The sequence below is a fragment of the Novosphingopyxis sp. genome (assembly GCF_965218915.1).
GTDB lineage: Bacteria > Pseudomonadota > Alphaproteobacteria > Sphingomonadales > Sphingomonadaceae > Novosphingopyxis.
On sequence record NZ_OZ244708.1, the window covers coordinates 1,531,617 to 1,549,894 of the forward strand.

Consider the following 18,278-nt stretch of genomic DNA (forward strand, 5'->3'; position numbering starts at 1 on the left):
GCTCGATTGCGCCGTTCGCGGCGCTCACCTGTTCTTGGAATTCCATCATGCAAAGACTGAAGGGCAAGATATGCCTGATCACTGGCGCCGCCCGTGGCATAGGCGAGTCGATCGCCCGTGCCTATCGGCGCGAGGGCGGCACGGTCATTGTCACCGATATCGACGAAGCCGGAGGAATCAGGCTCGCCCAAGAGTTGGGCGCCGACTTCCATCGGCTCGACGTATCATGCGAAGATGATTGGTCGGACATCGCGGCAAAAGTCCCCGCGCTCGACGTGCTGGTAAACAATGCCGGCATCACCGGGTTCGAAAACGGCCCGGTCGCGCACGATCCCGAACATGTTTCGCTGGCCGACTGGCGGGCGGTCCATGTCGTCAACAGCGACGGCACGTTTCTGGGGTGCCGTTACGCCATCGGGGCAATGCGCGTTAAGGGCAGTGGATCCATCGTCAACATCTCCTCGCGCTCGGGCATGGTCGGTATCCCCGGCGCGGCGGCCTATGCCTCGTCCAAGGCGGCGATCCGCAATCACAGCAAGTCGGTGGCGCTCTATTGTGCGCAGCAGGGACTGGCGATCCGCTGCAATTCGATTCACCCCGCCGCAATCCTGACGCCGATGTGGGAGCCGATGCTGGGCAGCGGTGCCGAGCGGCAAAAGACGATGGCCGCGCTGGTGGCGGACACGCCGCTCAAACGCTTCGGCACCGTGGATGAGGTCGCGGCATTGGCGGTGCTGCTGGCATCGGACGAGGCCAGCTACATGACCGGGGCCGAGCTGACCCTCGACGGCGGCATATTGGCGGGCTCGGCGGCCGCGCCGGGCGGCTAGCGGCAATTGCCTTCGCGGCGACGATCCGGCATGGCATTTCGCATGAACGCGCCGGCGTCGAACAGGGCCAAGCATTTGACGAAGCAGCGCATCGCCCTGGGTGGCGGGCTGCTGTCGCGGCTGCTCGCGCCCAGCATGCACCGGGTGCTCGACCGGATCGATGCCGGTCTCGCCGAAGGCGGGATCGAGGCGACGCTGCCCGATGGTGAATTTCGCATCCTGGGCTGCCGCGCGCCGGGGCCGATAGCGCAGGTCGATCTGGTCGACTGGCGCGCGCTGCTCCACCTCATCGCGGGCGGATCGGCCGGATGGTACCGCGCTTGGGATCTGGGCGAATGGACCAGTCCCGATCCGGTGCCCTTGTTCGATCTGTTCATGCGCAACCGCGTTTCACTGGGCCAGTCGGCGCGGCCCAGCGGACCGTGGAAGCTGCTCGGCCGCCTGCGCCACTGGCTGCGCGACAACAGCCCCGCCAAGGCGCGGCGCAACATCGAATATCACTATGATCTCGGCAATGATTTCTACGAGCTCTGGCTCGATGAAACGATGAGCTATTCCAGCGCGCTGTTCGCCGAGCCCCAGGCCGAGGACGACGGCGAACCGCTGGCGGCGGCGCAGCTTCGCAAGCTCGATGCGCTGCTCGATCGGTTGAACCTTACCGACGGCGCGCGGCTGCTGGAGATCGGCTGCGGGTGGGGCGGGCTCGCCGCGCGCGTCTGCGAACGATACGCGGTGTGTTATCGCGGCATCACGCTCTCGGCCGAGCAGAAAAGCGCGGCGGAGGCGCGCACCGCCGGCTGTCCGGACAGCTCGAAACTCGTCTTCACGCTGACCGATTATCGCGACGTGCTCGCCGAGGAAGGTCCGGCCGGCTTCGATGCCATCGCCAGCGTCGAGATGGTCGAGGCGGTGGGGCAGCGTTACTGGCCGGCTTATCTCGATGCGATCGCCGCGAACCTGAAGCCCGGCGGACGGGCGGGGCTGCAATATATTCGCATCGCCGACGACATTTTCGAACATTATGCGGCGAGCGCGGACTTCATCCAGACCTATATCTTCCCCGGCGGCATGCTGTTGTCCGAAAGCCGGTTCCGCGCATTGGCCGGGGCGCGCGGGCTCGCCTGGGTGGACCAGCGCGACATGGGACTGGATTATGCGCGCACGCTGAAACTGTGGCGCGAGCGGTTCGACGCAGCGGTAGGGGCAGGGCAATTGCCGGCCGGTTTCGACGCGGCGTTCATCAGGCTATGGCGCTATTATCTGATGTATTGCGAGGGCGGGTTTCGCGGCGGCGGAATCGACGTCGCGCAGGTCACGCTGGTAAAGGAATAGATGCGCTGGCGCCCGGCCTTGTTCACAAAGCTTGCCGCGGCGGCGCGGTAGCCCTCCGCCACCTTATCCTGGATAGGAAAAAAGCGTCCGCATCGCCGCGGACGCTCTTTCCCGTTGCGCTCGCCGATGCAGGCGCGGCGATTACATCCGGTCGTCGGCCTCGTCGGCGGCGTCGCCCACTGCATCGCCGGCGTCCTTGGCGGTATCCTGCACGGCATCGCCCATATCGTTGGCCGTTGTCGTCACGCTTTCGCCCATATCGCTGGCGTTTTCGTCCATGCTGGTGCCCATGTCGGATACGCTGTCCTGCATGTCGTTGCCCATCTCATTGGCTTCGGCGGTGGCCTGTTCGTCGGTGCCGCCCTGCGCGCAGGCGGTGAGCGCAGACGCGGTAACCAGCAGCGCGGCGGACGCGATGGCTTTGTGAACGGTCTTCATAACGGCTTTTCCCTCGATTTGTTCGATCGCCTTGCCTTATAGGCTTGGCGCGCGAATTCAAGGACGGCGCCCGGTCTCGCGCATCCTCACCGTTCCACCCCGGCGACTCCCCATTGCCGCGCAGCGGTATAGCCCAGATAGCCGGTGCCGAAGAGCGCGTAGAGCGGCTCGGGCAGCGCCGCGAGATAGCCGGTCATGCCGTCGACGATGGCGCTGGCGGCGGCCGGCCGGATCGCCGCGATCAATCCCATTGGGATCGCCCACAGGAACAGGACGTACATCACGTAGAGGAAGCTCGGCCGGGCGCGGCTGGTCCAGGGATCGGGCGACTGCGTCTCGGCGATGATCGCGGACACGCGCGTACGGATGGCGTCCAGCTCCTGGCTGCCCTCCAGCCTCAGCAGTTCCAGCTTGGCCTGCTCGCGCCCCTGCTCGTCGGGAATGATCTTGTCGATCATGCTGGCCACTGGGCCGATGAGCGAATCGAATATCGTCATGTCGATCTCCTTGCGAAAAAACATCCTATAACCCATATGGTAATATGTAGGAAAGTATTATCGCCAAAAATCGTGAATTTATTCCACATTCATAGCATCCTTCGCGGCTTACCCGATATTAACCAACCCGCCGCATAGCGATGCGATGGCAATCCCCTGGAACCGCGACGAAATCGAAGCGCCGTGCCTGATCGGCGATACGGCGCAGATGCTTTTGCAAATGCTGCGTTCGGAGGAGTTGGACGCGCTGATCGCGCTCGCGCGGGCCACGTTTGGATGCAAGGCGGCGGCCATTTCCATTTTGGGCGAACGGCAATGGTTTCTGTCTAGCGCGGGACTGGATATGCATTCGACCGGCCGGAACGAAGCGATTTGCCTGCGCACCCTGGCCAATCAGGAGCTTACCGTTTTCTCCGATCTTAGTCGGCATCCGGAAACGCGCGATAATCCCCTGGTTGCCAGAGAAGGCGGATTTCGTTTCTATGCGGGCGTGCCGCTGTCGATCGAACCGGACTTCTTCTCGATGAACGTGCTCGCCGCCTTTTGCATTATCGACGATGCGCCCCGCGAGCTGTCGCCCGAACAGCATTCGAGCCTCGAACAATTCGCCTCGATCGCGCGCAGCATGGTCGAGAACAGCGTCCTGTCGGCGGGGTCGCGCGGGCGTGCGACGATGCAGGCCGATCTGGTCGAGAAACTCGTGCGCAAGCAGGTGCAGTTCCGCCAGGCGGAGATGATGGCGCAGATGGGTCATTGGCGGCTCGATCTGGCCAGTGAGACGGTCGATTGGTCCGAAGGGGTGTTCGAAATACACGGCTTGCCGGTCAGTGAAACGCCGCCGCTCGAACGGGCGTTGAGCTTTTACCGCCAGGAATCACGCGCTCAACTGGAACAGCTGATCGCACGGGCGATCGCGACCGGAGAGCCTTATGAGGCCGATCTCGACATCATCACATGCGACGGCCGGCGCAAGCGCGTGCGCACCCGCGGCGAGGCCGAATTCCACGAGGGCAAACTGGTCGCGCTGATCGGCGTGTTCCGCGATGTGACCGAACGCTATGCGCTCGAGCGCAGATTGCGGCGTGCGGCGCAGACCGATCCGCTCACCGGACTCGGCAATCGCGAGGCGATGCGCGCCTTTTTCGACAATCGCGGCGAAGACGAAAAACTGTCCGTGATGCTGCTCGATCTGGACGGGTTCAAGCAGGTCAATGATCGGCTCGGCCATCTTGCCGGCGACGCGGTGATCCAGACGATGGCGCAGCATCTGCGCCGCATGGTCCCGGCGCCGCATTTCGTCGGACGCTTCGGCGGCGACGAATTCGTCGTCATCCTGATGGACGATGCGCTGACCGAGGAACGGACCCTGCTGTCGGACCGCGTGGCCCGCGGCATGATCCAGGAGGTGGAGAACAACGGCACAGCTTTGACCGTGTCGGCAAGCATCGGTATGTGCAAAGTGGGTAAAGGAGAGAGCCTGGAACACGCCTTGAGCAAAGCGGACACCGCGCTTTACGCGGCCAAGCGCGCCACGAAAGGCAGCGCCGCCGCCTGATTTCGAAGCCAAGCGCTGCGCCGGTTAGGTAACCAGCATCCACGGCGCCATCGCCACCATCGTCAGGTTCTCGGTCAACGAGACGAAGCCGAGCGGAACGTTCGAACTGCCGCCGATGCAGGCGCATTTCAGCTCGCGCTTCTGCACATAGACCGCATAGAATACCGACACCGCGCCGATCGAGCCGATGAACAGCGCCACCGGGATCGAGACGATGTCGAGCACGCGGCCCGCCATCAAAATCCCGGCCAGCGCCTCGGCAAAGGGATAGATGTTGGCATAGGACACCCAGCGCTGCGCCAATAGGTCGTAGCCCAGGAACATGGTCGCGAAACCGCGCACGTCCTGCAGTTCTGCACGGCGAGAAGGCACATCGAAAAGGCGATGAACAACTCGCCCGTTCGAACGGTGAGCGGCGCGCCGGTGATCGCCCAGCCGATCGACAGCGCCATCAGCGCCGCGACCGCGAAAATCGCGATCACGGGTTTGTAGCTGGTCGCGTCCGGATCGGCGGCGGGCTTGTCGAAATATTCGCGCAGATCGTCATGACCACCGATCCGCTTGCCGCCGATAAAGGTCTGCGGCGTGGTTTCGACGTCATGCTCGGCCTTGAACGCGTCGGTCTCATCGCGCGTGGTCAGGTGGCGGTCGTCGACGGTAAAGCCCTCGCGCTCCAGCAGATGCTTGGATTTCAGGCCATAGGGACAGACATGCTTGTCCATCACCATACGGTAAAGCGTCGCGGTTTTCCCGGTCATCGCTTCACCTTTTCTAAAATACCCTGGTAGGGTATTCATCCGGGCGTTCGTCATGAGTTTCAAGAGCGATGCAGACGTACTCGTGGCGCTGCGACGCACGAATGGCTATGCGCCAAGAATGGCGCGATAGAGCGCGATATAGTCGTCGGCCATGCGGTCCACGCCGAAGCGCCGAGCGACCGAGCCGCGGATGGCGGCGCGGTCCAGATCGCCGACGCGCTCGATCGCCGCGACCGCCTGGGCCGGCGTATCGACCAGAAATCCATTCCTGCCATGCTCGATCAGCTCGGGCATCGAACCCCGGCCGCTCGCGATGACGGGCGTGCCGGATGCCATCGCTTCCACGACCGAGAGGCCGAAGGGCTCGTCGAAGTTGATGAGGTGCAGCAGCGCGCGCGCCGATCCCAGTGCGCGCAGTCGCCGTTCACCGCCGACGGTGCCGTGGAAGCGGATGTTGACGCCATCGTTCGCGGACAGAACCTCGCGCTCATGATATTGCCGGTCCTGGACGATGCCGTAGAGATCGAGAGCACGGTGCGAGGCGCGGGCCGCGGCAATCGCTTCCTTCGCACCTTTGTCCGGATGAATGCGCCCGAAGAACAGCAGATCGTCGCTTCCCCGCGAATGGAAGCGGAAATCGTCGACGGGAATGCCATGGTGGATCGTCGCGGCGTAGCGCAGGCCCGGATGCCGATCGGCCTCGCTGATCGCGACATAATGCACGCTGTCCTGAAACGGGGCGTACATCGGCAGGATGCGGTCGGACGAAAAGCCGTGGATCGTGGTGACGATCGGGGTATCGACCAGGCGGGCAAAGGCGTGCGCTGGGAAATCGGCCTGATTATGGATCAGATCGAAGCGACCGGCGCGTTCGAACAGATACGCCAGATGCCGGAATTCCCACACCTTGGCGTCGATCGACGGATCCTCCGAATAGGGCGCCGGCACGATCCCGTCCAGTTTCGCGCCGGTCAGGCTGTCCAGCGTTGCGAACAGCGTTACATCGATCCCGCGCGCGGCCAGCGCTTCGGTCAACAGGCTCGTGACCAGTTCCCATGGGCCGTAATGCCGCGGCGGCGTGCGCCATGCGATCGGCGCGAGCATCGCGATCTTCATGCGATCACGAGCCCCTCGTCCGGATAGAGCATGCCCGGTTCGGCTTCGCCGTTGAGGGTCGAGAGGAGCGGCGTTCCCTGCCAGCGGACCGTCACCGCCCGCGCCGTCAGGTTGAGCAAGATGCGCAAGGTTCGCGCTTCGTCATGGCGCTCATAGGCGAGCACGCCGTCCGGCGATTCGACCAGCGTGATGCGCCCGATCGACAAGGCCGGATATTCCCGTCGCAGCGCCAGCAGCCGGCGGTAAAGAATGAGCATCGATTCGGGATCCTTCTCCTGCGCGGCGACATTGCGCGTGCGCCAGTCGGTATTCAGCGGCAGCCAGGGCGCCACCGCGCTGAACCCGGCATGGGCGGAGCCATTCCAGGGCATCGGCGTGCGCGATCGATCCCGGCCGATGTCGAGCCCGGGCTGCCGGAAATGCTGCGGATCGCGCATCTGCCCGGGCGGGATATCGACGCGGCCGATCCCGAGTTCGTCGCCCTGATACAGCGTCGGCGTGCCGCGCAGCGTCAGCAGGAGCATGGCCGCGACCCGCGCCTGCGCCTCGCCGATCCGCGCCGCGATGCGCGGGGCGTCGTGACTGCCGAGCACCCAATTCGGCCAGCCATGCGCCGGCAGCGAGGCTTCGTAGTCGGCGATCACGCGGGCGAGCGTCCGGGCGTCCCACGAATTCTCGATCAGCTGAAAATTGAACGGCAGATGCACCTGGGGCCGCTCCGGTGTTCCGTACCAGCGGGCGTGCCGATCGTTGGGCAGGAAGATCTCGCCGACCAGCAACCGCTCGCCGTAGCTATCCGCCAGGGTACGCATGTCGGCCGCGATGGCATGCGCTTCCGGCTGGTCGGTCGAATGCCTCTGAAGGACCCGGTCGCGTTCGGTCTGGTCGGCGGTCCAATCGGGATTGGGCGGATTATCCGGGAAGTCGGCGGCCTTGACGATATGCCACAGCACGTCGATGCGAAATCCGTCGACGCCGCGATCGAGCCAGAAGCGCAAGACGTCCATCATCGCCGCCCGCAACCCGGGATTGCGCCAATTGAGATCCGGCTGCTCCTTCAGAAAGGCATGCAGATAATATTGCCCGTTGGCATCGTCCCACGTCCAGGCCGATCCACCGAAATCGCTGATCCAGTTGTTGGGCGGCCCGCCATCCGCCGCGGCGTCGCGCCAGACATACCAGTCGCGCTTGGGGTCGTCGCGCGCCGAGCGGCTGGCCTGGAACCAGGGATGCTGGTCCGAACTATGGTTCGGCACGAAATCTAGCATCAGCTTCAGCCCGCGTTCGTGCACGCTGGCCAGCACGTGATCGAACCTGGCAAGGTCGCCGAACATCGGCTCGATGCCGCAATAGTTCGCGACGTCATATCCGAAGTCGGCCATCGGGGACGGGAAGATCGGTGACAGCCAGATCGCGTCGATGCCCAGCGCGCCCAGATAATCGAGCCGTTCTTCCATTCCTTTCAGATCGCCGATCCCGTCGCCGTCGCTATCCTGGAACGAGCGCGGATAAATCTGATAGATGACGCCGGCTTTCCACCAGGGCGTGCGATGCTCTGCGTCTTTGATCATCCGGAACGCCTACACCAGCTTTGTCCGAGCCAGAAGAAGGTTGCGGCTTGCGCGGCGAACCACGCCATGCCGGCGCCCTACATGCAAAGCGTGGTGCCGACCGCTTGATACCCGGGCGATCTTCGAGCCTATTGCCTTGTCAGGCAATTGGTCGGGACGATAGGATTCGAACCTACGACCCCCACACCCCCAGTGTGATGCGCTACCAGACTGCGCTACGTCCCGACCGAGCGGCGGCCTATATGACGGGGCGGACCGTTGTGCAAGTCTTGGACGGCGGCGGCTGGCGCGGTGGATCGCCGTTGCGTGAGGGCGCGAGGGATGATAATCGCCCGCGCTACTCCACATCCGGCCCGCTATCCGGCCGATTCAATATCCGGCACACGCGGTCGCTCCGATCGCCTGCCGGGCCATATTTCCTCGAGGGAAAAACCGATGACGTCCATGCTTATCCACGCCCAGGCCGCCAGCGGCGGCGCCGGTGCGATCATGCAGTTCCTGCCGCTGGTGCTGATCTTCATCGTGTTCTACTGGTTCCTGATCCGCCCCCAGCAGAAGCGCGCCAAGGAGCATGCGGCGAAGGTCGCTGCGGTGGTGCGCGGCGACGATGTGGTGACCGGCGGCGGATTGCTCGGCAAGGTGACGCGCGTGTCCGAGGATCATGTCGAGGTGGAACTGGCCAAGGGCGTGCAGGTGCGCGCGGTCAAATCGACCATCGCCGACGTGATCCCGAAGAATTCGGGCAAGACCCCGGCCAACGACTGAGTCGTTCCGGTCCGTCCCCCGTTATCGCGCGCCAACGCTGATTAGGCCTCCGCTTCATGCTCGAATTCACTCAACCCAAGCGCATCTTCCTGTCGCTGCTGCTCGCCATCGGCGTGATCCTGGCGCTGCCCAGCCTGCTGCCGGCCAAAATGGTCGCCGCGCTGCCCGATTTCATGCCCAAGCAGACGATCAATTTCGGGCTCGATCTGGCGGGCGGCAGCCATATCCTGCTCGAGGCGGACCCTGCGCAGGTGCGCGAACAGCAGCTCGAAAAGATGGAAGAGAATGTCCGCAGCTCGCTCCGCAGTGCCCAAGGCGTCGACTATGGCGAGATTTCGCGCACCGGCGGACAGCTCGGCTTCACCGTCGCCGATCAGGACCAGGTCGATGCCGCGCGCGAGGCGGTGCAGGGCCTCACCACCGGCGCCGGGCTCACCGGCCAGCGCGACTGGACGATCCGCATCGTCGACGGCACGCGCTTCCTGATGACGCCGTCGGACGCGGGCATCGCGCGCAATCTCGACGATGCGATGGACACCGCGACCGACGTCATCCGCCGCCGCATCGACGAGCTCGGCACGCGCGAGCCGACGATCATCCGGCAGGGCGACGAGCGCATCGTGGTGCAGGTGCCCGGCCTCGACAATCCGCAAGCGCTCAAAGAGCTGCTCGGCCAGACCGCCAAGCTGGAATTCAAGCTGCTCGACTATCAGAACCCGCCCGAGGACACGCAGGCGGGCAAGGCGCGGATCGGCAGCCAGATCTTTCCGATGGACGACGGCAGCGGCAACATCGCGGTCCGGCGGCTGGGCGGCATTTCGGGCGACAGCCTCACCGGCGCGCAGCAGAGCTTCGACCAGGACAACCGCCCCGTCGTCACCATCCAGTTCGATACGCCCGGCGGCAAGAAGTTCGCCAAGCTGACGCAGGACAACGTCAACCGGCAATTCGCCATCATTCTCGACGACGAGGTGCTGAGCGCGCCGACTATTCAGGAGCCGATCCTGGGCGGATCGTCGCAGATCTCGGGCAATTTCACCGTCGAGAGCGCCAACAACCTCGCCATCGCACTGCGTTCGGGCGCCTTGCCGATCGACCTGAAAATCGTCGAGGAACGCACCGTCGGTCCCGATCTCGGCGAGGATTCGAAAGTTTCGGGCGCCATCGCCGCCGCCGTCGCGACCTTTGCGGTGCTTGCCTTCATGATCGTCACCTATGGCCGCTTCGGCGTCTATGCGAACCTGGCGCTGATCATCAATCTGCTGCTGATTCTGGGGATCATGAGCCTGTTTGGGGCGACTTTGACCTTGCCCGGCATCGCCGGCTTCGTGCTCACCGTGGGATCGGCGGTCGACGCCAATGTGCTGATCAACGAACGTATACGCGAGGAACAGAGGCGGGGACGGCGCGTGATCCAGGCGATCGAAGTCGGCTACCGCGAGGCCAGCCGCGCGATCTTCGACGCCAACCTCACCAACGTCATCGCCGCCGTGCTCTTGTTCCTGTTCGGCAGCGGCCCGATCCGCGGCTTCGCGGTGGTGCTGGTGATCGGCATCATCACGTCGGTGTTCACCGCCGTCACCATCACCCGCATGTGGGTGGCCGGCTGGGTGCGGCGCAATCGCCCCACGGAGCTTCATATATGATAGACCAGAACCCGTTCGCCCTGAGCTTGTCGAAGGGCTGTAATCGCTAGAAAAAGGGCAGGGCTTCGACAGGCTCGGCCCGGACGGATCAAGGGACAAAATTCGAAATGAAACTGCTCAAGCTCGTTCCGGACGATACCAATATCGATTTCATGAAGTGGCGGAAGATCGCGTTCGGCATCTCGCTGGCGCTGATGATCGCCTCGGTCGTGCTGGTCGGGGTGCGCGGCCTGAATTTCGGCGTCGATTTCGTCGGCGGCCAGATGATCCGCGTGACCTTTACCCAGACCGCCGAGGCGCCGGTGGCAAAGCTGCGCGATACGGTCGGCGCGCTGGGCTATGGCTCGCCCTCGATCCAGCGCTTCGGCGCGCCGAACGAGGTGTCGATCCGCATGCGCCTGCCCAAGGAGGCCGAGGGGCAGACGGGCGCCGCCGCCACAATGACCAACGCGATCGTCGGATCGATCCAGAAGGATTATCCCGGCGCGCGGGTGGACGGCGTGGACAGCGTTTCGGGTAAAGTGTCCGACGAATTGTTCCAGAAGGGCACGATCGCGTTGCTTGCGGCGATGGTCGCCATCGCCATCTATATCTGGGTGCGTTTCGAATGGCAGTTCGGTGTCGGCGGGCTCGCCGCGCTGGCGCACGACGTGACGCTCACGTTCGGCTTCTTCGCGCTGACCCAGCTCGAATTCGATCTCAACATCATCGCCGCGCTGCTGACGATCATCGGCTACTCGCTGAATGATACGATCGTGGTCTATGATCGGATTCGCGAGAATCTGAAGAAATACCGCAAGATGGAGATCGGCGAGCTGATCAACCTGTCGATCAACGAGACCCTGTCGCGCACGGTGATGACCAGCCTGACCATGGTCATCGTGCTCGTCGCGATGCTGCTGCTCGGGCCCGAGACGATCTTCGGCTTCACCGCGGCGATGACGCTGGGCATCGTGGTCGGCACCTACAGCTCGATCTACTGGGGCGCGCCGATCCTGGTGTGGCTCAAGGTCGGGCCGGACAGCTTCGTGCCGGTGGGCGACAAGCCGGGCGCGCCGGGCCGGGACCGCGAGGGCTATACGCGCTAACATGGTAAAGCTGCGCCGCGAGGAGGGTGAGGGGCCGCAGGTGACCGGCTTTTCGGGCACTGGCTTCAAGGTGCGCGACGTGGTGTTTCCGAACGGCGTGATCCTGACGCAGGCGGAGGCGCGCGACTGGTCGCCGCCGCCGCTGGAGGCGCTGAGTATGGCCGATCTGCGGATCGGCGACGGGAGCGACGCACTGGCGAGCGATCCGCCGCCGGAATTCCTGCTGCTCGGCACCGGCGACGCGCTGGTCCAGCCGCCCGCCAAATTCCGGCGCGAGATCGAGGCGCTGGGCATCGGCCTGGAGGCCATGGACAGCCGCGCCGCCGCGCGCACCTTGGCGGTGCTGCGCGCCGAGGAACGCTGGATCGTGGCGGCGCTGTACCCGCTGGGGTGAGGGGATCTGCCACCTGCTGGATGAGCTTATTTTATAGGTAATGTCGCCCCTGCGAAGGCAGGGGCCGATCCCGTGTTCGTGGCTGTGGCGAGGTTTTTTTGCGTGCGCCGCCAAATCATGGCCAAACCGTGGGTGGTCTGCCCAGATCGATAACTGTCGTTCCACGCAGAGACCCGGGATAGGCTCCTGCCTTCGCAGGAGCGACGAGATGCTCGTGGGTTTTGATTCAGCGCGAACCGACCCGCGAGAGAACATCTTGGAAAAACACCTCCAACTCCGCGCCGTTCCGCTCCCACGTAAACCGCTCCACCACCGTCCGCACATCGGTGCGTGCCGGGGGAGCCGCCAAAATATCCCGCACCGCATCCGCGATCGCGCCCGGCTCCCGCGCCACCACGCGCCCCGCCGCCGCGCTCGTCACCAGCTCGCGCGCGCCGCCGGCTTCGCTCACCACCACCGGCGTGCCGCAGGCGAGCGCCTCGACCCAGGCATTGGCCAGCCCCTCGCTGTCCGACGGCGAGACCAGCACGTCCGCCGTGCAGAGCCATTCGGGCAGCGCGTCATGCGGCACCGCGCCGATGAAGCGCACGCGGCTGGCCACGCCGCGTTCCTCGGCCAGCGCGCGGTAATCCGCTTCCCTTTCGCCCTTGCCGACCAGCAGCAAGGTGACGCCCGGCAACGCGGCCAGCGCTTCGATCGCCAAGTCCTGTCGCTTGCGCTGGATCAGCGCGCCGAGCGTGGCGATAATCGGGCCGTCGATGCCGAGCTTCGCGCGCACTTCGCCGCCCTCGAAGGGGCGAAATCGCTGCTGGTCGCAGCCGGTGTAATGAATGGTGATTCGGCTTTCATCCATGCCGAGCGCCACCATGTCGGCCTTCAGAGCGCCGCATACCGCGAGCAACCCCGCCGCGCGCTCGGCCGCTTCGAGCACTGCCGCGCGCGATCCGTCCCGGGTCCCCCAATGATGGATGTCCGCGCCGCGCGCCTTGACCGTATAGGGCAGGCCGAGCTCGCGCGCGATCAGCCGCGCGGCGGGGCCGTCGGGGTAGAAGAATTCGGCGTCGATCAGGTCGAACCGCCGCGCCGCGTGGAGGCGCCTGGCCAGCGGCAGCACCGCGCGTGCGATGGCTCTCGGATTGCGGCCCGGCAGGCCGGGCAGCAGCGTGAAGCGCGGGCGGTGGACGTCGAGCCCGTGCCAGGTCTCCCGCTTCGGCAGACCGCGCAGCGCCCGGTAACGCGGATGGCGCGAGAGCGGGAAGGGCGGCAGGCCCACCGGGTTAATCACCGTGACATCGCACCCCGCCCGCGCCGCGAATGCCGCCGTCTGCCGCTCGACGAACACCCCGAAATTGGGTGCGCCGGCGTTCGGGAACAGCGTGGCGAGGGTGAGGATGTTGAGCGTCATGAATGGCCTTTTCTTCCCTTCTCCCGCCCGGGCGGGAGAAGGATACGCAGTCTTGCTCCGTAAGGAGCTAGACGCAGTTGGATGAGGGTGGGCGGCGCGCGAGCGCCATCGATCGATCGGCGCTGCTGGGAGACCCCCTCACCGCTGCGACTAGGCGGCAAGCCGCCAAGTCTCGCTCCTCTCCCGCAAGCGGGAGAGGGTGTTCCGCTCTCACAACCCCCGCACCAACTTGCTCGCCACGCCGATCCACACCGGGTCGGCCACCACCTGCTGCCGTGCGCCCCCGCCCAGCGGAAGCAGGTGCAGCTTGCCGTCCTCGCGTCCGATCAGGCGGCCGAACAGGAAGCGGCCGGCGGGGCGGGGGACGAGCACGTCGCGGTTGAGCGCGCGGGCATAGTCCTCGGGCGCCAGTCGCTCGATCCAGATCTCGTCGCCCGCGCGATAATCGCCGACGCCGGTCTCGACGGTGATCGCTTGCGTCGCGCCGCCGGGCGCCGGCGGGGACAGGCTGGCGCTGCTGGTCAGCGCGCGCGCGCCGTCGGCGGTGAGGCGGGCGGCGACGGGGATATCGATGCGATCCGGCAGCTCGACCAGCGTGCTGCTCTCCACGCCCAGCGCGTCCGCGATCCGGTTCAGCCAGTCGAGCGAGAGCGTGCGCGTGCCCGTTTCCAGCCGGCCGATCGTCTGCGCGGTGGTCGGCGGGTCGCAGGCCTTGGCAACATCGTCCAGCGTCAGCCCTCGGGCCTTGCGCACTTCGCGGATGCGGTGAAGCATAATGGTAATCTCCTAACCGGTGTGGTTTTATCACTGTCCTACATAAGTTGGATTGTGGCAAGAGTTTCCGTACCAGATAGGAGACATAACATGCCGAGTAAAAGCCGTGCCATTCATGCCGATCCGCGCCCGCTGGCCGAACGCGGCCTGCCCGGAGGACGCCGGCTCGCCGGTGGCCGTCCGGCGCGCAGCGTCACCGTCAACCAGGCCGAATCGCCGCTGGGCTGGCTGCGCGCGCGCGGCCACCTCGACGACCGCCAGTTCGACGCCGGGGAAAAATTGCGGTTCGATTACGAGCGCGGGGCGATCGGCCCGCGCGTCACCATGGGCTGGAACCCGGCGCCGCGCGCCAGGGGGCGGCGCGGCCCGGCCGAACATTTCGAGCCCACCGAAGTGCAGATCGCCGCCAAGCGGCGCTTCGACGGCGCGCTCGAAGCGCTCGGCGGCGGCCTCGCCGATATCGCTTGGCGCGTGATCTGCGACGGCCAGAGCGTGCCCGGCGCCGAACGCGGCCTCGGCTGGCCGGCGCGCTCGGGCAAGCTGGTGCTGCGCATCGCGCTCGACCGGCTGGCGGAGTTCTACCGGTTGCCGGGGTGAGGGGCTCGAAAAGGGGGGGACGTATGCGGCCCTTTGGGAACTTCCGGAACCCGTGCCCATCGGTTGGGTTCGAATGATAGCCCCCTGACAAAAGGACATCCCGATCATGAAGCTCTATTACGCCCCCGGCGCCTGCAGCCTGGCCAGCCATATCGCGCTCGTCGAAAGCGGCGAGGATTACGACAAGGTCAAGGTCGATCTGAAAACGCACGAGACCGAAGACGGCGCGGACTTCTACGCGATCAGCCCGCGCGGATACGTCCCGGCGATCGATACCGACGACATCGGATTGCTGACCGAAAATCCGGCGGTGCTGACCTATCTCGCCGATCACTACGGAGCGGCGCCTTCCGGCGGCAGGCGTTACAAGCTGCTCGAATGGCTCGGCTTCATCGGTACAGAAATCCACGGCGGGTTCGGTCCGCTGTTCGGCGGGGCCGAGGGCGACAAGGCCGAGGCGGCGAAGCAGGCCGTCGCCGGGAAATTCGCGCTCGCCGCCGAGTTGATGGGCGATGCCGACTGGCTGCTCGGCGAAGCGCCCGGCGTGGCCGACAATTATCTGTTCGTCACGACGCTGTGGGCCGACAAATTCGGTGTCGAGCTACCGGCGAAACTCGCGGACTTCCGCGCCCGCAACATGGCGCGGGAGGCCGTGAACAAGGCGATGAGCGAGGAGGGACTGGGCTGAACGGTCAGCCATTCCGGCGCCTCCCATTTTCTCCCCCTGGACAGTGTGAAGCGTGTGAAGCTAGCCCTGTGCCTCTCAGTTCTCCAGGGCCTCGGCCTCCGCCGCCAGCGCGAGCCAGCGTTCCTCCGCTGCGTTTTTCTCCGCGCGCCTGGCTTCCAGCGCCCGGGTCAGCCGGTCGAACAGACCGGGATCGCGGGTGTAGAGATCGGGGTCGGAAAGCGCCGTCTCGCCCGCCGCGATGTCGCCCTCCATCGTCTCGATCAGGCCCGGCAGCCGTTCGAGGTCGCGCTGGTCCCTGTAGGTCAGCTTGCGCGCCGTGGCGGGCGGTGGAGGGGGGGGCGGCGGCTTGGGGTTGGCGGTGGTCGGCGCGGCGTTGCGGGGACGCCGCTTGGCCTCCCAGTCGGCATAGCCGCCGGCGACGATGTCGACATGGCCCGATCCGTCGAGCCCCAGCGTCAGCGTCACCGTACGGTCGAGAAAGTCGCGGTCATGGCTGACCAGCAACACGGTGCCTTCATAATCGGCGATGACCTCCTGCAGCAGGTCGAGCGTCTCGAGGTCGAGATCGTTGGTCGGCTCGTCGAGCACCAGCAGGTTGGACGCGCGGGCGAACTCGCGCGCCAGCAGCAGCCGGCTCGTCTCGCCGCCCGAAAGGATGCCGACCCTGGTATCGATCATCGCAGGATCGAACAGAAAGTCCTTCAAATAGCCCTGCACATGCTTGGCGGTGCCGCGCACGTCGATCCAGTCGCTGCCGTCCGCCAGCACATCCCGAACCGTGCGTTCCGGCTGCATCAGACGGCGCTGCTGATCGATGACGACGCCCGAGAGGGTGGGCGAGAGCGTGACCGTGCCCGCGTCCGGCGCCAGCTCGCCGGTGAGCAGCCTGATCAGCGTCGTCTTGCCCGCGCCGTTGCGGCCGACGATGCCGATGCGGTCGCCGCGCTGCACGCGCAGGTTGAAGTCGCGGACGATCGGGCGGCCGTCGAAGCCTTTCGACACTTTGTCGGCGACGATCACCGACTTCGTCCGGCTGTCGTCGGCGGCGATGGCGAGCTTGGCGGGACCCGCCGGTCCCAGCATCGCCGCCCTTTGCGCGCGCATGTCGTGGAGCCGGGCGAGCCGCCCCTGGTTGCGCTTGCGCCGCGCGGTGACGCCGCGTTCGAGCCAGCGCGCCTCCAGCTTCAGCGTCGCGTCGAGCTTGTCGGCGGCGCGCGCCTCCTCGGCGGCGATCTGCTCCATCCAGGCTTCGTAGCCGCCGAACCCGACGTCCTTGCGCCTGAGCGCCCCGCGGTCGAGCCACAGCGTCGCGCGGGTGAGGCGGGTCAAAAAGGTCCGGTCGTGGCTGATCACCAGGAACGCGCCGCGATAGCGGTTCAGCCAGTCCTCGAGCCACTCGATCGCGCCGAGATCGAGATGGTTGGTCGGCTCGTCGAGCAGCAGCACGTCCGGATCGCCGCCGAGCGCGCGGCACAAGGCGGCGCGGCGGCGCTCGCCCCCGCTGGCGGTGGCGGCGTCGGCGCCGAGATCGATGCCGAGCTGGTCGGCGATGGCGAGGACGGCATGTTCGGGCGGAGCGTCGGCGCCGTGGACCGCGAAGTCCAAGAGCGTGGCGAACGGGCCGAAATCCGGGTTCTGCTCGAGGAACGCGACCCGGGTGCCGGGCACGATCGTGCGCTTGCCGCGATCGGCCTCGATGCGGTCGTCGAGCAGTTTCAGCAGCGTGGTCTTGCCGGCGCCGTTGCGGCCGATCAGCGCCAGCCGGTCGCGCGGGCCGATGTGGATGTCGAGACTCTGGAACAGCCAGCCGGCGCCCTGGACCAGGCCGAGGCCTTCGTAGGAGAGGATGGGGGGATCGGCCATGCTGCGATGCCCCTAGAGTGCGCCGGCGCGCCCTTCAAGCTGGCGCAAGGATCAGGCTTGCATTCGCGCCGTTGCTTTAATTCCAATGCCGAGGTGGATCGGTCAAAATCGAAACGCCATCCAGGCCGGCGCTGGCCTTTGGCGCGCGCCGGCGCGATAGGGAGGCGATGACACCACGAGAGCATCTCGACACGGCGCGCATTCCCGGCGGCGGCGAGCTGAAGCTGTACCGGCGCGGCGAGGATCACGTCATCCTGTTGGGCCGCGACGAGCTGATGAACAGCCGGATGAGCGGCAGCGAGGAGGCGCTGGCGGTGATGGCGGCGGAGCGGCTGAAGGGGCGCACGCGCCAGAGCTGGCTGATTGGTGGATATGGCATGGGCTTCACGCTGCGCGCGGCGCTTCGCGTGCTTGGAGCCGATGCGCGGGTGGAAGTGGTCGAGCTGGTGCCGGAAATCCTCGATTGGGCGCGCGGGCCGATGGCGGGGCTGACGGCGGGCTGTCTGGAGGACGCGCGGGCAGCGGTCATCGTGGGCGATGTCGGCGCGGCGATCCGTGAGGGGCGGGGGCGCTTCGATGCGATCCTGCTCGATGTCGACAACGGACCCGACGGGCTGGTGCGCGCGGCCAATGACGGGCTCTACGGCGCGGCCGGCCTCGCGGCGGCGAGGGCGGCGCTGAAGCCGGGCGGGGTGGCCGCCTACTGGTCCGCCGGACCGGACCGGGCGTTCACGAAGCATCTGAAGGTCTGCGGCATGGCGGTCGAGGAGGTGACGGTTCGCGCCCGCGCCAACGGAAAAGGCCCGCGTCACACGATCTGGTTCGCGCGCAAACCGGGATCGCGAAGGGCCGGCCGATGAGAGGTGCTGCGGCGCGCGGGCGCCGATTGGGTTTGAAGATGCCGTCGAAGCCCCGCAACGGTAAGATGGCCTTTGAATGCGAGATCGGCTATAACATCCGA

17 protein-coding genes, 1 tRNA gene and 1 pseudogene are annotated in these 18,278 nt (G+C 66.0%); 10 read left to right on the top strand and 9 right to left on the bottom strand.

Annotation, left to right across the window (positions count from 1 at the left end; translation table 11 throughout):
* Positions 1-47 precede the first annotated feature (47 nt).
* A complete protein-coding gene (locus tag ACOQPC_RS07025) occupies positions 48-830 on the top strand; it encodes an SDR family oxidoreductase (protein WP_420607924.1) in 783 nt (260 codons plus the stop codon).
* Between the two features lie 42 nt (positions 831-872).
* Positions 873-2,162, top strand: a complete 1,290-nt coding sequence (locus tag ACOQPC_RS07030) for a class I SAM-dependent methyltransferase (protein ID WP_420607925.1) — start codon at positions 873-875, stop codon at positions 2,160-2,162.
* Between the two features lie 141 nt (positions 2,163-2,303).
* On the opposite strand, the gene ACOQPC_RS07035 is transcribed toward ACOQPC_RS07030, so the two are convergent.
* Together ACOQPC_RS07035 and ACOQPC_RS07040 are read right to left on the bottom strand one after the other, a co-directional pair.
* Positions 2,304-2,600 (bottom strand): hypothetical protein, encoded by a 297-nt coding sequence (locus ACOQPC_RS07035; protein ID WP_420607926.1) that lies wholly within the window; start codon positions 2,598-2,600, stop codon positions 2,304-2,306.
* A gap of 86 nt (positions 2,601-2,686) precedes the next feature.
* Positions 2,687-3,097: a holin family protein gene (locus ACOQPC_RS07040; RefSeq protein ID WP_420607927.1), complete on the bottom strand. Its 411-nt coding sequence runs from the start codon at positions 3,095-3,097 to the stop codon at positions 2,687-2,689.
* A gap of 145 nt (positions 3,098-3,242) precedes the next feature.
* Here ACOQPC_RS07040 and ACOQPC_RS07045 point away from each other — a divergent pair, with 145 nt between their 5' ends.
* A complete protein-coding gene (locus ACOQPC_RS07045; RefSeq protein WP_420607928.1) occupies positions 3,243-4,652 on the top strand; it encodes a diguanylate cyclase in 1,410 nt (469 codons plus the stop codon).
* A 24-nt stretch (positions 4,653-4,676) separates the two neighbouring features.
* Here the strand turns inward: ACOQPC_RS07045 and ACOQPC_RS07050 are convergent.
* From ACOQPC_RS07050 to ACOQPC_RS07065, 4 genes and pseudogenes are all read right to left on the bottom strand, one after another.
* Positions 4,677-5,410: pseudogene (locus tag ACOQPC_RS07050) on the bottom strand (MauE/DoxX family redox-associated membrane protein).
* A 105-nt stretch (positions 5,411-5,515) separates the two neighbouring features.
* Positions 5,516-6,526 (bottom strand): glycosyltransferase family 4 protein, encoded by a 1,011-nt coding sequence (locus ACOQPC_RS07055; protein WP_420607929.1) that lies wholly within the window; start codon positions 6,524-6,526, stop codon positions 5,516-5,518.
* Positions 6,523-8,097, bottom strand: a complete 1,575-nt coding sequence (locus ACOQPC_RS07060; RefSeq protein ID WP_420607930.1) for an alpha-amylase family glycosyl hydrolase — start codon at positions 8,095-8,097, stop codon at positions 6,523-6,525. The genes ACOQPC_RS07055 and ACOQPC_RS07060 overlap by 4 nt, the downstream gene beginning before the upstream one ends.
* Before the next feature lie 148 nt (positions 8,098-8,245).
* Positions 8,246-8,322, bottom strand: a tRNA-Pro gene (locus ACOQPC_RS07065).
* Between the two features lie 210 nt (positions 8,323-8,532).
* Here ACOQPC_RS07065 and yajC point away from each other — a divergent pair.
* From yajC to ACOQPC_RS07085, 4 genes are all read left to right on the top strand, one after another.
* Positions 8,533-8,862 carry a preprotein translocase subunit YajC gene (yajC, locus tag ACOQPC_RS07070; RefSeq protein ID WP_420607931.1) on the top strand — a complete coding sequence of 110 codons (330 nt, stop codon included), beginning with the start codon at positions 8,533-8,535 and terminating at the stop codon, positions 8,860-8,862.
* Positions 8,863-8,918: 56 nt separating this feature from the next.
* A complete protein-coding gene (gene secD / locus ACOQPC_RS07075) occupies positions 8,919-10,508 on the top strand; it encodes a protein translocase subunit SecD (protein ID WP_420607932.1) in 1,590 nt (529 codons plus the stop codon).
* 107 nt (positions 10,509-10,615) lie between these two features.
* Positions 10,616-11,596: a protein translocase subunit SecF gene (gene secF / locus ACOQPC_RS07080; protein WP_420607933.1), complete on the top strand. Its 981-nt coding sequence runs from the start codon at positions 10,616-10,618 to the stop codon at positions 11,594-11,596.
* Position 11,597: 1 nt separating this feature from the next.
* Positions 11,598-11,990: an MTH938/NDUFAF3 family protein gene (locus tag ACOQPC_RS07085; RefSeq protein ID WP_420607934.1), complete on the top strand. Its 393-nt coding sequence runs from the start codon at positions 11,598-11,600 to the stop codon at positions 11,988-11,990.
* Positions 11,991-12,216: 226 nt separating this feature from the next.
* Here ACOQPC_RS07085 and ACOQPC_RS07090 read toward each other — a convergent pair whose 3' ends face one another.
* Together ACOQPC_RS07090 and ACOQPC_RS07095 are read right to left on the bottom strand one after the other, a co-directional pair.
* Complete coding sequence (locus ACOQPC_RS07090; RefSeq protein ID WP_420607935.1) at positions 12,217-13,395, bottom strand: glycosyltransferase; 1,179 nt, start codon at positions 13,393-13,395, stop codon at positions 12,217-12,219.
* Positions 13,396-13,605: 210 nt separating this feature from the next.
* Entirely contained in the window at positions 13,606-14,169 is a 564-nt protein-coding gene (locus ACOQPC_RS07095; RefSeq protein ID WP_420607936.1) for a helix-turn-helix domain-containing protein, read from the bottom strand.
* A gap of 90 nt (positions 14,170-14,259) precedes the next feature.
* On the opposite strand from ACOQPC_RS07095, the gene ACOQPC_RS07100 reads away from it, so the two are divergent.
* Entirely contained in the window at positions 14,260-14,766 is a 507-nt protein-coding gene (locus ACOQPC_RS07100; protein WP_420607937.1) for a DUF6456 domain-containing protein, read from the top strand.
* 106 nt (positions 14,767-14,872) lie between these two features.
* The gene (locus tag ACOQPC_RS07105) at positions 14,873-15,454 is read left to right on the top strand and encodes a glutathione binding-like protein (protein ID WP_420607938.1); all 582 of its coding nucleotides are present in this window, start codon (positions 14,873-14,875) and stop codon (positions 15,452-15,454) included.
* A gap of 75 nt (positions 15,455-15,529) precedes the next feature.
* Here ACOQPC_RS07105 and ACOQPC_RS07110 read toward each other — a convergent pair whose 3' ends face one another.
* Positions 15,530-17,317 carry an ABC-F family ATP-binding cassette domain-containing protein gene (locus ACOQPC_RS07110; protein ID WP_420607939.1) on the bottom strand — a complete coding sequence of 596 codons (1,788 nt, stop codon included), beginning with the start codon at positions 17,315-17,317 and terminating at the stop codon, positions 15,530-15,532.
* Between the two features lie 167 nt (positions 17,318-17,484).
* On the opposite strand from ACOQPC_RS07110, the gene ACOQPC_RS07115 reads away from it, so the two are divergent.
* Entirely contained in the window at positions 17,485-18,177 is a 693-nt protein-coding gene (locus tag ACOQPC_RS07115) for a spermidine synthase (protein ID WP_420607940.1), read from the top strand.
* Positions 18,178-18,278 lie beyond the last annotated feature (101 nt).

Excerpts from the sequence above, each read along its gene's own strand:
- ACOQPC_RS07025 (WP_420607924.1), top strand. The coding sequence starts at position 48 with ATGCAAAGACTGAAGGGCAAGATATGCCTGATCACTGGCGCCGCCCGT.
- ACOQPC_RS07030 (WP_420607925.1), top strand. The coding sequence starts at position 873 with ATGAACGCGCCGGCGTCGAACAGGGCCAAGCATTTGACGAAGCAGCGC.
- ACOQPC_RS07035 (WP_420607926.1), bottom strand. The coding sequence starts at position 2,600 with ATGAAGACCGTTCACAAAGCCATCGCGTCCGCCGCGCTGCTGGTTACC.
- ACOQPC_RS07040 (WP_420607927.1), bottom strand. The coding sequence starts at position 3,097 with ATGACGATATTCGATTCGCTCATCGGCCCAGTGGCCAGCATGATCGAC.
- ACOQPC_RS07045 (WP_420607928.1), top strand. The coding sequence starts at position 3,243 with ATGGCAATCCCCTGGAACCGCGACGAAATCGAAGCGCCGTGCCTGATC.
- ACOQPC_RS07055 (WP_420607929.1), bottom strand. The coding sequence starts at position 6,526 with ATGAAGATCGCGATGCTCGCGCCGATCGCATGGCGCACGCCGCCGCGG.
- ACOQPC_RS07060 (WP_420607930.1), bottom strand. The coding sequence starts at position 8,097 with ATGATCAAAGACGCAGAGCATCGCACGCCCTGGTGGAAAGCCGGCGTC.
- yajC (WP_420607931.1), top strand. The coding sequence starts at position 8,533 with ATGACGTCCATGCTTATCCACGCCCAGGCCGCCAGCGGCGGCGCCGGT.
- secD (WP_420607932.1), top strand. The coding sequence starts at position 8,919 with ATGCTCGAATTCACTCAACCCAAGCGCATCTTCCTGTCGCTGCTGCTC.
- secF (WP_420607933.1), top strand. The coding sequence starts at position 10,616 with ATGAAACTGCTCAAGCTCGTTCCGGACGATACCAATATCGATTTCATG.
- ACOQPC_RS07085 (WP_420607934.1), top strand. The coding sequence starts at position 11,598 with ATGGTAAAGCTGCGCCGCGAGGAGGGTGAGGGGCCGCAGGTGACCGGC.
- ACOQPC_RS07090 (WP_420607935.1), bottom strand. The coding sequence starts at position 13,395 with ATGACGCTCAACATCCTCACCCTCGCCACGCTGTTCCCGAACGCCGGC.
- ACOQPC_RS07095 (WP_420607936.1), bottom strand. The coding sequence starts at position 14,169 with ATGCTTCACCGCATCCGCGAAGTGCGCAAGGCCCGAGGGCTGACGCTG.
- ACOQPC_RS07100 (WP_420607937.1), top strand. The coding sequence starts at position 14,260 with ATGCCGAGTAAAAGCCGTGCCATTCATGCCGATCCGCGCCCGCTGGCC.
- ACOQPC_RS07105 (WP_420607938.1), top strand. The coding sequence starts at position 14,873 with ATGAAGCTCTATTACGCCCCCGGCGCCTGCAGCCTGGCCAGCCATATC.
- ACOQPC_RS07110 (WP_420607939.1), bottom strand. The coding sequence starts at position 17,317 with ATGGCCGATCCCCCCATCCTCTCCTACGAAGGCCTCGGCCTGGTCCAG.
- ACOQPC_RS07115 (WP_420607940.1), top strand. The coding sequence starts at position 17,485 with ATGACACCACGAGAGCATCTCGACACGGCGCGCATTCCCGGCGGCGGC.